We start from the raw sequence: 13705 nt of genomic DNA on the forward strand, positions 1-13705 counted from the left end.
ATAGTGTAGAACAAAACATGTTGATAAACGAGTATTATTTGAACGTCCAAAAAGCGTATAAAAAATAGCAGGTTAGCGTTTAAACAAAGTTGGCAAGTATATTGAATACCACCTATACCAAGAGTAACCTATTTATCAAGTGTGGTGTTTTTTAACACTTACCATTTTTAGCAAGAGGTAATTATTATGGGTATCTTCTCGCGTTTTACAGATATTGTGAATTCGAATATTAATGCGATTTTAGACAAAGCCGAAGATCCTGAAAAAATGGTTAGATTAATCATTCAGGAAATGGAAGACACATTGGTTGAGGTGCGCTCTGCATCAGCAAAGACGTTAGCCAATAAAAAGGAAATTGCTAATCAAATTGCAAAGCATGAAAGCGATGCAAATGATTGGGAAGCAAAGGCAGAACTTGCGTTAAGTAAAGATAGAGAAGACTTAGCTCGAGCTGCGCTGCAAGAAAAGAAAAAGTCTGCAGAAGCTGGTGAAGCGCTAAGTAAAGAATTAGCTATTGTTGATGAACAAATCAGCAAGCTTCAGGACGAAATTGGACAGCTGCAAGAGAAACTTGCCGATGCTAAGAGCCGCCAGAAAGCCATTATCATGCGTCAGAAAACCGCAAGTTCTCGTCTAGAGGTCAAGAAGACGTTAGACAGTACGAAGGTAGATAATGCAATGGGACGCTTTGAGCAATACGAGCGTAAAATTGACGACCTTGAATCACAAGTAGAAGCTTATGATTTGGGTAAGAAGACATTGCAAGATGAATTTGCTGAACTAGAAGCGAGCGACAAAGTCGAGGACGAATTAGCTGCGCTTAAAGCCAAGGTAAAAGGTGCAAATAAAAGCACTGAAAAATCAGAATAATAAGAATAGGGTATACCCTCTTGATGGAAGACCGTGAAGAGGGTAGTTACATCAGAGTTTGTAGGAGACATTGAGATGGATGAAGGTACAATTGCAGTGTTGGTTATGCCCCTTGTGGTGTTCTCAATATTTGTTGCTCCCATTTGGCTAATTTTACATTACCGAAGCAAAAAGCAGGTGAATCAGGGATTGAGTGCAGAGGAGCACGCTTCTTTACAAGATCTTGCTGAAAAAGCAGAAAAAATGAGTGAGCGCATTGAGACATTAGAGGCTATTCTAGATAGTGAGGCGCCTGAGTGGAGGAACAGAGCATGAGAAATGGTAAGCAGCTCTATCGCAACCCCGAAAATGCACGCATTGCAGGTGTATGTTCAGGCATAGCGGATTACTTTGGATTAGAAACCTGGCTTGTAAGAATTTTGGTCGTTACTGGTTTCTTTTTACTTGCTGGGCCCTTTATCTTTGTTGCCTACATTGCTGCGTGGTTCATTCTAGACAAGAGACCAGCCGGATTAGAAAATGCACCCACACCACCGGTTTTTTCAAAAGGTAAAGGCTGGACGAATTCAAATGCTGGACAAGTAAAAAGCCCCAAAGTTGAGGTGAAAACCAAAGTTTGGCAGGCTGGAGAGCCACCAAAACAGGCTTTTCACGATATTCGCAATCGCTTTGAAAAAGCAGAGATTCGTCTACGTAAAATGGAAACCTATGTAACGTCTCGCGAATATCAGCTGAATAAAGAAATTAGCCGTCTATAACTGACCTAATACCCTATAAAAATTTTATGCCAAAAGCCGCTCGCAATGAGCGGTTTTTCTTTTTTAAATCAGGGGTTTTGGTCCTTGATGTAAAATTCTTGTTACAGCGAGCGCAAACGTGCCATGGGGGCATCTACTTTTCGGCGTCGCGAATTTCATTAGACTAAAAGGCAAGTTTTTTAAACCTATTGGTCACAGAATTTATGCCAAAATCAACGCAATACCAGTCGAGACAATCTGATGAAAATGGCATTATCCATTGGTCAGACGAAGAGAACCAAATTTGGTCGGAGCTTTATGCGAGACAAATTCCACTGGTAAAGGAAAGAGCGTGCCAAGAGTATTTGGACGGGCTTGATTTGTTGAAGTTAAATGAAAAAGAAATTCCACAGCTTCCAGACATCAACAAAGTTCTAATGGAAAAAACTGGGTGGCAAACAGCCGAAGTGCCTGCGTTAATTAATTTTGGTGAATTTTTCAGATTACTGGCGAATAAGCAATTCCCTGTTGCCACCTTCATTCGTACTCGTGAAGAATTTGACTACCTGCAAGAGCCCGACATCTTTCATGAAGTGTTTGGTCATTGTCCGTTATTAACTAATCCAGCATTTGCCCATTTTACCCACACTTACGGCAAGTTAGGTTTAGCTGCTAGCAAAGAAGACCGAGTTTATCTTGCTCGTCTTTATTGGTTCACCGTAGAGTTTGGATTGGTGCGCGCGAAGGATGAACTTAAGATATATGGCGGCGGCATCTTATCTTCACCTGGCGAAACCATATACGCATTGGACAGCGACACCCCATTGCGTAACCCGCTTACTGCAATTGATGCGCTTCGAACACCTTATCGCATTGATATTATGCAGCCTCTTTATTATATCTTACCGGAATTCGACCATCTGTTTGAATTAGCGGAAATGGATATTATGGCACTCGTAGAAGAAGCGAAGTCTTTAGGGCTATTTTCCCCACTTTTCCCACCTAAAGAGAAAAAAGCCAGCTAACACTATTGTTAATTAAATGTGTTTTATATAGGATGCCGCTCACTGAAGCGGCATCTTTTTTATTTGGTATGCGCGGCCTTTTAATCATGCTCTCTGCGCGTTCTTGAATGTGTGATTCATCGCAAATTTAACCATCTGTAACATTTATCTTGTTATCTTTTTGTAAAAGTATGGTATTCTGTACATATATGTTTACAAAATAGCTATAACACCCTATGCGTCTAGAAATAAGCTGTCAGGACCGTCTTGGAATTACTCAAGATGTTTTAGATATTCTCGTTACTAAAGAAATAGACCTACGCGGTATTGAAATTGATCCCGCAGGTAAAATTTTCCTTAATTTTCCCAATATCGAATTTGCAGATTTTCAACATCTTATGCCTCAAATTCGCCGTATTGACGGGATCGATGATGTGAAGACGACCCTTTTCATGCCAGGAGAGCGTGAAAAAAATCAGCTGTCCGCGATCTTAAGAACGCTGCCCGACCCTGTGTTCTCAATAGACGCTAAAGGTAACATCTTATTGTGTAACGAAGCGGTGAGCGCTGGGCTTGAGATACCGAGCAGTGAAATCGTAGGTACAGATATCAGCGAGGCTGTTAAGGGGTTCAACTTTACAAAGTGGATGGATGGAAAGTCACCAGGTCCACAATCTTCAAAAGTGAAGTTCATTCAACAGGATTATCTTGCCGATATGCTGCCTATAACTGTACCTGATGGTGAGAAAAATATGATCATGGCGGGTGCCGTAGTTATCTTGAAATCAGAAATGCGCCTTGGTCAACAATTTACAGCTTTTCACCAGTCGCCCACCGACAGTTTTGATCGCTTTATTACTCAATCTCCGTTTATGAAACGCGTCGTTCATGAAGCGAAGCGAATCGCTGATTTAGACGCTCCTATTTTAATATTCGGCGAAACGGGAACGGGTAAAGAAATGATTGCCAGAGCATGTCATCAGTCTAGCCGCCGCAGCGAGGGTGCGTTTCTGGCGCTTAATTGTGCTTCATTACCTGATAGTGTGGCAGAAACTGAGTTATTTGGTTATGCGGCGGGCGCATTTAATCAACCAAATGCAAAAGTAGGTCTGCTGGAGCAGGCGAAAGGCGGTACTTTATTACTTGACGAAATAGCGGATATGTCTTCACAGCTTCAGGCCAAATTACTACGCGTTCTTGAAGATGGTGAATTTAGAAGAGTAGGAGATTCTGAGCCCGTTAAGGTAGATGTTCGATTTATTTGCACTACCTGCCGTGATTTAGGACAACTTGTAGAAGAAGGGAGATTCAGAAAAGAACTCTACTACCGCTTAAATGTACTAAGTCTAGTTATGCCATCATTAAAAGACCGAAGACAAGATATCGTGCCTCTTGCCGAGTCGTTTATTGTCCAACACAGCACAAAGCTAGGCCGTCGTCCTGCGAAGCTGAGCAAATCATGCGTTGATTTTCTACAGCAGTATCCATGGCCCGGTAACGTAAGACAGTTGCAAAATGCATTATATCGCGCGTTGTCACTGCTTGATGGCAAGGAAATAACGAAGGAAGATATTCAACTTCCAAGCTGTGCCCCCAGTGTCACCTATATAGATGAGAACTTTGACGGAACATTAGATGAGGAAGTGAAGAAATTTGAGAAGGACCTGCTCAAGCGATTGTACCCTTCCTATCCGAGTACTCGCCAATTAGCCAAAAAGTTAGGTTTGAGCCACACAGCTATTGCTAACAAGCTGCGAGAGTACGGCATCAACAAAGCGACGGTTAAGCTTTAATTCATTCATGTGCTGACCTTTGTTATTTGGCTAGGGTCAGCGCGTTTCGTTATTGTCTCTTATTCATCCAATAGCACAACAACATTACCTGTTACGAAAAATTTACATTGCCTGAATAGCAAGCCTGCTGTGGCATATCTATATGACAGTCGATGTAGTGCGTACATCCTTTCTTACAGCGGAATAAAACTTCGTCGCTCTAACACTTCTCAAGTTATACCGACTAGTGGCATAACTATACCTAGAAACCTAACGCTTATGCACAGAGCTGTAGCGCTGAAGCATCAAATTCGTTGTTCACGCCAATTGATCTAACACTCAAGCTATAAGCGCAGCAAGTAAATTATTCGTCGAGGAAAGAACAATGAAATTAGCGACCTACAAAAATGAAACCCGCGATGGCTGCCTGATGGTAGTGTCGAAGGATCTTTCTCGCGCGTGTAGTGCACAAGACATTGCGAAAACGATGCAGCAAGCATTAGATAATTGGAAAGAGATTGCTCCTCAGCTTCAGATGAAATACCAAGCACTCAATGATAACACGTGCGACAGCGTACCCTTTGACGCGTCTCGCTGCGAGTCACCGTTACCTAGGGCTTATCAATGGGCTGACGGAAGTGCTTATGTGAACCACGTAGAGCTTGTGAGAAAAGCAAGAAATGCAGAAATGCCGGAAAGCTTTTGGACTGATCCCCTGATGTATCAAGGTGGTTCTGACGATTTTATCGGACCTCTTGATGACATCATATTGCCAAGCGATGACTGGGGAATAGATTTTGAAGGCGAAGTAGCGGTTGTCACCGATGACGTTCCGATGGCGTGTTCACCAGAGCAAGCTTCAGAGCGTATCCGTCTTGTTATGCTGGTTAACGATGTCTCGCTTAGAGGGTTGATACCTGGCGAACTAGCGAAAGGGTTCGGCTTCTTTCAATCAAAACCTGCTTCTAGCTTCTCTCCTGTGGCGGTAACACCTGATGAATTAGGCGATGCGTGGAAAGATAGTAAAGTGCACCTGCCTCTGCGTTCAACCTATAACGGTGAATTGTTTGGCAAGCCAGAAGCGGGTCAGGACATGACCTTTGATTTTGGTCAATTAGTTGCACATGCAGCGAAGAGCAGAAATCTAGGCGCCGGCGCTATCATTGGCTCAGGCACGGTTTCAAATAAGCAAGGTACTGATCACGGCTCAGCTATTAGTGAAGGCGGAGTGGGTTATTCATGCATTGCCGAAGTTCGAATGATTGAAACGATTCGCGACGGTAAACCTTCCACGCCTTTCATGCAGTTTGGCGATCGCATTCGCATTGAAATGCTTGATAGAGAAGGCAACTCAGTATTTGGTGCAATCGAACAGCAGGTTAAACCATTGAGTTAACTACTTAGCAGGTTGCTTTAAACGGATATAAGCATTTGAGTGGGTAAATAGGTTTTACCATTAAGATGCTTTGTTGTTTTCCGCACTATTGTTGATGAAGGAAGTTGACTGCAGATAAACAAGTACGAGCAGGCGCTTCCTTAACACTCGTTTGATAAGTGGTGAGTACATGAGTATAAAACTATACGGCTATTGGCGTTCAACTGCTTCGTATCGAGCACGCATTGCGCTTAACTTAAAAGGTGTTGAATACGAGTATGTGCCAGTACATCTTGTAAATAATGGTGGTGAACAGCATAGCAGTGAGTATTCACGGCTGAACCCCGCACACCTTGTTCCAACTTTCGTCGACGAAAACGAAGATATCATTCTTAATCAGTCATTAGCCATCATTGAATATCTTGATGAGAGATATGAGAGTGAACACAGGCTAGTGCCTGAACACTTAACAGATCGGGCGAGAGTGAGAGCGTTGGCGCAAGATATCGCTTGTGATATTCAGCCCATCGGCAATCTTCGCGTGTTAAATGCCCTAAAGGGGCACTTCGATGCTTCTCAAGACGATGTGGCTAAATGGGCCGCTCACTGGATCACGCTTGGTTTTGATGGCATTGAAAAACGTTTACAAACTCAAGCGGGTAAATATTGCTTTGATTTCGACGTGACATTGGCCGACATATGCCTAGTGCCTCAAGTGTATAATGCACAGCGTTTTAATGTGGATATGAATCGCTATCCGCTAATCAGTAAAATCGTAAAAAACTGTAACGAGTTGAGTGCATTTGAACACGCACGGCCTGAAAACCAAGCAGACGCAATTTGAGTGTTAGGGTCAGAGTCGTGACACTGACCCCATAATTCTTTACTACTGTCGCTTAATGGGAAGTTCGGTGGTGTTTTTCACTTGTTTGAGCGCAAAAGTTGAACTTAAGTGGTCAACAAGAGGGAGGTGCGTCAATTTCGTTTTAAGTAAAAACTCGTACTCTTCAATACTTTCCACTATCACTTTCAGCAAATAGTCTTTTTCGCCGCTAGTTGTGTGGCATTCAACAATTTCATCAATGTTTTGAACTGCGTTTTCAAAATCGGTCAGTGAGTCGCCGTCATGATTCTTAAGCGTGACATAGATGAATACTGACACGCCCAAATTCAGCTTTTTGCTGTTTAGCAGAGTGACCTTACCAAGAATAATACCGTCGGCTTCCATTCGCTTGACCCTTCGCCAACATGGCGTATGTGACAAACCAACACGCTGACTTAAATCTGCCATTGATACCGTGGCGTCCTGCTGAAGTACGCGTAAAATCTCACGGTCAAACTTATCCAATTTCATTAACACTGCTTCCGTCGTTTTTATGATGTTTATTATATATCAAAAAAAATTCTAGGATAGCTGTCCTAGAAAAATAGTATTCAAATCTGTTGTGTTTCAGTTTGTAAAATTCATTAACAAACTTCGCAAGGCCTGTCCTCAGAGCAATCAGATACACTTGGCAAAATGTTGCCGATGTTTGCAAGGCCGACTCTAAGGCTCCAAGTGTATCGCAAATAGTTATCATACACTCACATCGACCCAAACGAGCACTGTTTAGAATTCGTGACAGCTCGGGCTTGGGTAGGCTTTAACTCATTACAGTATTAATAGGGAAAATATGTCAGTTTTTGATCACCCAGAGTTCGATAATCACGAACATGTTGCGTTTTATCACGACGAGAAGGCGGGCCTGAGTGCCATTATTGCTGTACACAACACTAATCTTGGCCCAGCACTTGGTGGCTGTCGAATGTGGCCTTATGTCAATAGCGGTGAAGCGTTGACCGACGTACTGAGGTTATCTAAAGGTATGACTTACAAAGCCGCAATGGCTAACTTAGAGCTTGGCGGCGGCAAGTCGGTAATAATCGGCGATCCTCGTAAAGCCAAATCGCCGGAAATGATGAAAGCGATGGGTAAGTTTGTAGAGTCTTTGGGTGGCAAGTATTTCACCGCCGAGGACTCAGGAATTTCTGTAACAGATTTGCAAACTATGGCAACGGAGTCTGACTACATAGCGGGTGTTAAAGCGCAGTATCACTACGCCGGTGAAGTGCCAGATGGAAACCCTGCACCGTCGACTGCCTATGGCGTGTTTGTAGGTTTGAAAGCGACAGTAGAGTATGGTTTAAAGCGTAATTTAGACGGGGTGAGCGTGGCTATTCAGGGAATGGGACACGTTGGGTATCGACTTGCCAAGCATCTACACGAGCAGGGCGCTAAACTCTATGTCGCTGATATTTATCCGGAAGGCGTTCAAAAAGCGGTGGCTGAATTTGGCGCAACTGCAGTGGCACCAGAAGAAATTTTAAGTTTAAACGTTGATGTGTTGGCGCCATGCGCATTAGGTGCTGCAATAAACGATCAAACGCTACCGGCAATAAAAGCAAAAGTCATTGCTGGTGCCGCTAATAATCAGTTGGCACGGGAAGATATTGGTGAATTGCTTCAGCAACGCGGTATCTTGTACGCACCTGATTACGTAATCAATGCGGGTGGGGTGATTGACATCTTTCATCAGCGTATGGAATCAAGTTCTAACGAAGCACTTCGCACACATATTGAACAAATCGGTGAGACGCTAAAAGAAATTTATACCCGCGCAGAGCGAGAGGGCGCCGCGACTAACCGTGTTGCAAACCTTATTGCTGAAGAGAGATTTTCTATAAAGGGTTGAAAACTCAAAGCCAAATAGTCATAATGCGCCCCGCAATCAAGCAGGGGCGAATGACTTTGCTTTGAATGCGAGTTTCTATGGTGGGCTTTTGGTCCTCCCGCAATGATACTCTGTGAACCCGGTCAGGCCTGGAAGGGAGCAGCCGCAGCAGACGACTCATGTGCCGGGATGTGGCTGGAGGCCCGCCACCCAACTATCTACTCTATTTCTTCTATATTGTCTTTTCTGCTTTTTTCAGTTTCATCTAAGTATTTCAACCCCTTGCTTATTGCGTGCTCAACATTCATTTCCATTTGATTGCGTTCACTTTGCGGCAGATAGAATGCCATGTCGACCTCATATCGAATATAGCGCGGTGGAACCTGATTTAACGCAAGGCAACATAAGTCGGCCAAATAGTCGGGACTTTTAGTTTTATCAAGCCCAAGCTTACTTATCCTTTCTAATACAAGATGTTCATAATAGTTGTGAATGTCATCGTCTAGTTTCACCTTGGTTCCCCTTATAATTTTTGGAAGCATCTTGCTTTAGCGGTTTGAATAGTATGCGAGCAATAAATTACACAAGAAGCATCTAGCTTAAAAGCATCTTTAGCTTATACAAACCCTTCAAGCTTGAAATGGATACATTCGTTTACGCCCATCGCGTAACGACGTTACCCTAAGCTATGTAACCTTATAATATATAGCTTGTATTCTGGGTATGTCGAGGTGACGGTGATAGAATTACCCGGTCAAAACCAGTATTAAGGCAGCACTAAAATGAAAAAGAATATAGAGCCTTGCTATTACGGCGATTACTTACATTTAGACAAAGTATTGGGCGCACAAGAATTGCAGAGTGAAAAATACGGTGATGCTGCGCACGAAGAGATGCTATTTATCATCGTACATCAAGTCTACGAACTCTGGTTTAAACAGGTTCTTCACGAACTTAATGCCGTTATTGATACCTTTAATCAAGAAACGGTAAAAGATCAGCAGCTAACTCTCGTTGTACATAGGCTCCAGCGAGTCATACAAATACAAAAATTAATGAATGACCAAATTGCTATTATGGAAACCATGACGCCACAGCAGTTTTTGTCATTTCGAGATTACCTTGTACCTGCGTCTGGTTTCCAAAGTATTCAGTTTAAACGTTTAGAAATTTCTCTTGGTTTAAAACGCGATTTTAGAATCGATTTTGATAAGCAAAGCTTTTATAACCGACTGAACGATAAAGATAGAGCGCTACTAGAGAGTCTCGAGAGCAAACCGAGTTTGTTTGAGCTGGTCGATAATTGGCTAGCTAGAATGCCGCTATTAAAAACAGAGGGGTTCGATTTTTGGCAATACTATAAAAATGCAGCTGACGAAATGTTGAAAGATGACCATCACACCGTTTCTACCAGTGATATGTTGTCGGAGACTGAAAAACGCCAGGAACTTAAAGACCTTCAAGCCACTAAGGAAAACTTCGACGCCCTGTTTGATGAAGCAAAATTCGAAAAGCTTCGAGGTGAAGATAAGTTCCGGCTAAATCATAAGGCGCTATTATCTGCGCTATTTATAAAACAGTATTCAGAAGAGCCTATCTTTAATCTTCCGTTTCAACTGATTACAGCATTAACTGAAATAGACGAACAACTCACTATCTGGCGCTACCGTCATGCAATGATGGTTCAGCGTATGCTGGGTACTAAGATTGGGACCGGAGGGTCTTCTGGGCACCATTATCTGAAGAAAACTACTGAATCTAATCGTATCTATTTAGACTTTTTTAATATGGCAACATTTTTATTGCCTAAAAGTGCGTTGCCTGAGTTACCCGAATCTGTGAGAAAGCAGTTAGGTTTTTATCTACAGTAAATATTAATATGCGAAAAAGTTTATTTATATTAGTAGTTTATCGAAATTTTTGGAGGGTTCTACGGGTAATCGCTCAAAAGAATCGTTTCGTCGCAATTTGTCCTCAAATGAGTTGATCGCTCCGCTCTGTATAGTCAATTATCCTTTTGGATAATATTTATTATCTTTAATAAATACAAAGATTTAGGTTGGCTTAATTGATTTTTCATAAAAGCTTAATACTAAATCGAGACTAACCAGGGAATACGTACATGTATCAAATCAAGAGAAGTGCAGTTGCATTAGCGGTTGCAATGTCAATTGGTGCAACTGCACCAGCTTTAGCAAATAACACCAATGGCTCTATTCAAGGAACATCTGTTCAAATAAATGGCAGCAGCCTTGCAAATGTTAACGTTACCATCGAAAACTTAGATACGGGTCTAACACGTTCTGTACAAAGTGATGAGTCAGGAAACTTCCGCTTTCCATTACTTCCTGCTGGTAACTACAAAGTTACCGCCGAAAAGAATGGATTTCGCACTACCATTCAAGAATCTGTAAAAGTTGGCATTAGCGGCAAAACAAATCTAGATATGCGTCTTGCCAGCGATGACGTAGAGCGTATTGAAGTGACTGGTACTACGATTGCGATGGTTGATGTAACAAGTTCAAGCACGGGTATTATTGTAGATAGCGTTACACTCGATAGAGTACCGGTCCCACGTAACCTGACTTCTGTAGCGCTATTAGCACCAGGTACTACTCAGGGGGACTCAGCATTTGGAGATTTGCCTTCAATTGGCGGTGCGTCTGTGGGCGAAAATGGTTACTACATTAACGGATTAAACATCACTAACTTCCGTACTGGCGTGGGTTCAAGTGAGCCACCGTTTGATATGTACGAAACGTTTGAAGTAAAAACGGGTGGTTATTCAGCTGAGTTTGGACGTGTAACAGGCGGTGTTATCAACGCTAAAACCAAAAGTGGTACTAACGAATTCAAAGCGGGTGCCAACTTTTACTGGGAACCAGATGCACTACGTGAACAGCGTGATTCGTCTCGTAATAACAAAAACAATTTGTATCGCATCGACAATACGCGAGATGAAATAGACGAGTGGGATGTCAATGTCTGGGCGAGCGGTGCACTAATAGAAGACAAGTTGTTCTTCTATGCACTATTTAACCCTCGTTCAGCTGAAAATAATTACGTAAGTGACCAAACAAACACCAGTAGCGGCGTATCACAAAACGGCTTTTTTGAAAAAGATGATGATGCATTTTGGGTTGCCAAATTAGACTGGTACGTTACAGAAAATAATATTCTTGAAATTACTGCATTTTCTGATGAACGTTCAACAGAAATCACGACTTATGACTCTGTTGACGGCGGTGAATTCACTGACGGTCGTGTAGGTTACGAAGATGAAGGTGGGCTAAACTACACGGCCAAATGGACAAGCATCATTAATGATGATTTCTCAATCTCTGCTCAGTATGGCATTAACAAACAAGACAGAACCGTGCGAAGCGAGTTAGATGGCAACCCGGTTGTTTATTACCGCTATGACAGCACGGCAGCGTTCGTTCCAACAAATACATGGGCTAACTTTACGGCAGAGCAAGGCGATGATGAACGTGAAGTTATTCGATTGGATGCTGATTGGTACGCAGGCGATCACTCAGTACGATTTGGTGTTGATTATGAGAAGCTTACTTCAAACAGCAATACCATAAACTCAGGCGGTGCATACTATCTATACTATGTTGATGACAGCGATCTAGCTAACGAGGAAATTTACCAAGTTCGTTATCGCGATTATAACGTCGGTGGTCAGTTCGACTCTGAAAACTTTGCTTTTTATGTTCAAGACCAATGGCAGGTTACTGACACCTTGGTCATTAACGCCGGTATTCGTAACGATACATTCGAAAACTTCAATGCGGACGGTGAGTCTTTCGCTAAACTCGACAATCAGTGGGCACTTCGTCTTGGAGCAGTATGGGACGTGTTTGGTGATGGCGAGACAAAAGCATGGGCGAGCTACGGCAGATACTATTTACCTATTGCTGCAAACACGAATATTCGTCTAGCAGGCGCTGAAACTTACACACAAGAGTACTACGCGTTTGAAGGTTTTGCTGATGAAGCCTTGGGGATCCCTAATCTGACGGGCGCTAAAACTCAGCCTGATGATGTATTTGCTGACGGTACCGCGAAATCACCAGATGAAATTGTGGATCAAAACTTGGATTCAATGTACTCGGATGAATTTATCGCGGGTTACCAATTCCAATTGAACGATGAATGGAGCATGTCAATTCAAGGTACATATCGAGAACTTTCTACCACTATAGAGGATATGGCAATTGATGCGGCGGTTATTGAGTGGGCCGCAGCGAATGGCTACGGCGACGTATCTGATATCTGGGATGGGTTTCATCAGTATGTACTTACAAACCCTAATTCTGATATGCGTATTGGTACTACCGAGCTGCCAGGTGCTGAAGGTGAGTTAGTTTACATGGACCTATCAGCCGAAGATTTGGGCTACCCTGATTCAATTCGTAAATATGCAGCGGTAGACTTTATGTGGCAACGAGCTTGGGACGGAGTATGGATGCTGAACGCGGCGTACACGTGGTCACATAGCTGGGGTAACAACGAAGGCTATGTACGCTCAGACAACGGTCAGGATGATGCAGGTTTAACAACCTTATTTGACCAACCAGGTCTGCTTGATAATGCTTATGGTGACTTACCGAATGACAGACGTCATCAAGTTAAGCTTTACGGTGCTTATGCTGTAACTGACGACTTAACCCTTGGGGCAAACTTACAGTTTTGGACTGGCCGCCCTATAAATGCATTTGGCTATCACCCTACAGATCTCTTTGCTCAAGCCTATGACTCTGAGTCGTTTTTTGCCGGTGGTGAGCCAGCGCCTCGTGGCTCGCGTGGCCGTACGAGCAGCTATTACTCAATCGATGTTTCTGCCTCATACAATATAGATATTGGCGAAGATCAAACATTGGTAGTTCGAGCTGATATTTTCAATTTGCTTAACAACGACCGTGTAACAGAAGTTAATGAAATATATGACGATGAGAGCTCGGCTGACCCAACAAATCCTGATGTAAACCCAAATTATGGTCTACCGACCGCATGGCAAACACCTAGATATGTTCGTTTCAGCGTAAATTACTCGTTTTAAATAGTGTTATAACTTAAAATAAGAATAGGCGCGGGTACACTCTAGGTGTAAACCGCGCTTTTTTATTTGCAAAGTTTAAAAAGTGTACAGGTGGGTTGTTTTTTGTGCTTCAAATGTTAAGCGTAAGTTAATATTTACAAAAGGAGATAAAAAGTCGAAAAAAAATTG

General features: G+C 42.7%; 12 protein-coding genes and 1 other RNA gene. 11 read left to right on the plus strand and 2 right to left on the minus strand.

Annotated elements, in window-relative coordinates; translation table 11 throughout:
• Window positions 1-186: 186 nt before the first annotated feature.
• From pspA to maiA, 7 genes are all read left to right on the plus strand, one after another.
• The gene (gene pspA / locus V7R55_RS04085; RefSeq protein ID WP_334057568.1) at window positions 187-870 is read left to right on the plus strand and encodes a phage shock protein PspA; all 684 of its coding nucleotides are present in this window, start codon (window positions 187-189) and stop codon (window positions 868-870) included.
• Window positions 871-945: 75 nt separating this feature from the next.
• Complete coding sequence (gene pspB, locus V7R55_RS04090; protein WP_039222985.1) at window positions 946-1185, plus strand: envelope stress response membrane protein PspB; 240 nt, start codon at window positions 946-948, stop codon at window positions 1183-1185.
• A complete protein-coding gene (pspC, locus tag V7R55_RS04095; RefSeq protein WP_334057570.1) occupies window positions 1182-1628 on the plus strand; it encodes an envelope stress response membrane protein PspC in 447 nt (148 codons plus the stop codon). Before pspB ends, pspC begins: the two co-directional genes overlap by 4 nt.
• A gap of 203 nt (window positions 1629-1831) precedes the next feature.
• Window positions 1832-2632 carry a phenylalanine 4-monooxygenase gene (phhA, locus tag V7R55_RS04100; protein WP_014948685.1) on the plus strand — a complete coding sequence of 267 codons (801 nt, stop codon included), beginning with the start codon at window positions 1832-1834 and terminating at the stop codon, window positions 2630-2632.
• Window positions 2633-2847: 215 nt separating this feature from the next.
• Window positions 2848-4404 (plus strand): transcriptional regulator TyrR, encoded by a 1557-nt coding sequence (tyrR, locus tag V7R55_RS04105; protein WP_334057572.1) that lies wholly within the window; start codon window positions 2848-2850, stop codon window positions 4402-4404.
• A gap of 364 nt (window positions 4405-4768) precedes the next feature.
• Window positions 4769-5779, plus strand: a complete 1011-nt coding sequence (locus V7R55_RS04110) for a fumarylacetoacetate hydrolase family protein (RefSeq protein WP_039222978.1) — start codon at window positions 4769-4771, stop codon at window positions 5777-5779.
• Window positions 5780-5948: 169 nt separating this feature from the next.
• The gene (maiA, locus tag V7R55_RS04115; protein ID WP_334057574.1) at window positions 5949-6602 is read left to right on the plus strand and encodes a maleylacetoacetate isomerase; all 654 of its coding nucleotides are present in this window, start codon (window positions 5949-5951) and stop codon (window positions 6600-6602) included.
• A gap of 42 nt (window positions 6603-6644) precedes the next feature.
• On the opposite strand, the gene V7R55_RS04120 is transcribed toward maiA, so the two are convergent.
• Window positions 6645-7112, minus strand: coding sequence for an Lrp/AsnC family transcriptional regulator (locus V7R55_RS04120; protein ID WP_014948689.1), 468 nt, complete (start codon window positions 7110-7112; stop codon window positions 6645-6647).
• 319 nt (window positions 7113-7431) lie between these two features.
• Here V7R55_RS04120 and V7R55_RS04125 point away from each other — a divergent pair, with 319 nt between their 5' ends.
• Together V7R55_RS04125 and ffs are read left to right on the plus strand one after the other, a co-directional pair.
• On the plus strand, window positions 7432-8490 hold the full coding sequence (locus V7R55_RS04125; RefSeq protein ID WP_334057576.1) for a Glu/Leu/Phe/Val dehydrogenase dimerization domain-containing protein: 1059 nt from the start codon (window positions 7432-7434) through the stop codon (window positions 8488-8490).
• 86 nt (window positions 8491-8576) lie between these two features.
• Window positions 8577-8673: signal recognition particle sRNA small type (ffs, locus tag V7R55_RS04130), an RNA gene on the plus strand.
• Between the two features lie 14 nt (window positions 8674-8687).
• Here ffs and V7R55_RS04135 read toward each other — a convergent pair.
• Window positions 8688-8981, minus strand: coding sequence for a late competence development ComFB family protein (locus V7R55_RS04135; RefSeq protein ID WP_334057578.1), 294 nt, complete (start codon window positions 8979-8981; stop codon window positions 8688-8690).
• A gap of 270 nt (window positions 8982-9251) precedes the next feature.
• On the opposite strand from V7R55_RS04135, the gene V7R55_RS04140 reads away from it, so the two are divergent.
• Together V7R55_RS04140 and V7R55_RS04145 are read left to right on the plus strand one after the other, a co-directional pair.
• A complete protein-coding gene (locus V7R55_RS04140; protein ID WP_239245461.1) occupies window positions 9252-10340 on the plus strand; it encodes a tryptophan 2,3-dioxygenase family protein in 1089 nt (362 codons plus the stop codon).
• 251 nt (window positions 10341-10591) lie between these two features.
• On the plus strand, window positions 10592-13537 hold the full coding sequence (locus V7R55_RS04145; RefSeq protein WP_334057581.1) for a TonB-dependent receptor: 2946 nt from the start codon (window positions 10592-10594) through the stop codon (window positions 13535-13537).
• Window positions 13538-13705 lie beyond the last annotated feature (168 nt).

This window comes from Alteromonas sp. S005 (assembly GCF_036864475.1).
In the GTDB taxonomy this organism is placed as follows: domain Bacteria; phylum Pseudomonadota; class Gammaproteobacteria; order Enterobacterales; family Alteromonadaceae; genus Alteromonas.

Coding starts and splice junctions, on each gene's coding strand:
- pspA (WP_334057568.1), top strand. CDS start 187: ATGGGTATCTTCTCGCGTTTTACAGATATTGTGAATTCGAATATTAAT.
- pspB (WP_039222985.1), top strand. CDS start 946: ATGGATGAAGGTACAATTGCAGTGTTGGTTATGCCCCTTGTGGTGTTC.
- pspC (WP_334057570.1), top strand. CDS start 1,182: ATGAGAAATGGTAAGCAGCTCTATCGCAACCCCGAAAATGCACGCATT.
- phhA (WP_014948685.1), top strand. CDS start 1,832: ATGCCAAAATCAACGCAATACCAGTCGAGACAATCTGATGAAAATGGC.
- tyrR (WP_334057572.1), top strand. CDS start 2,848: ATGCGTCTAGAAATAAGCTGTCAGGACCGTCTTGGAATTACTCAAGAT.
- V7R55_RS04110 (WP_039222978.1), top strand. CDS start 4,769: ATGAAATTAGCGACCTACAAAAATGAAACCCGCGATGGCTGCCTGATG.
- maiA (WP_334057574.1), top strand. CDS start 5,949: ATGAGTATAAAACTATACGGCTATTGGCGTTCAACTGCTTCGTATCGA.
- V7R55_RS04120 (WP_014948689.1), bottom strand. CDS start 7,112: ATGAAATTGGATAAGTTTGACCGTGAGATTTTACGCGTACTTCAGCAG.
- V7R55_RS04125 (WP_334057576.1), top strand. CDS start 7,432: ATGTCAGTTTTTGATCACCCAGAGTTCGATAATCACGAACATGTTGCG.
- V7R55_RS04140 (WP_239245461.1), top strand. CDS start 9,252: ATGAAAAAGAATATAGAGCCTTGCTATTACGGCGATTACTTACATTTA.
- V7R55_RS04145 (WP_334057581.1), top strand. CDS start 10,592: ATGTATCAAATCAAGAGAAGTGCAGTTGCATTAGCGGTTGCAATGTCA.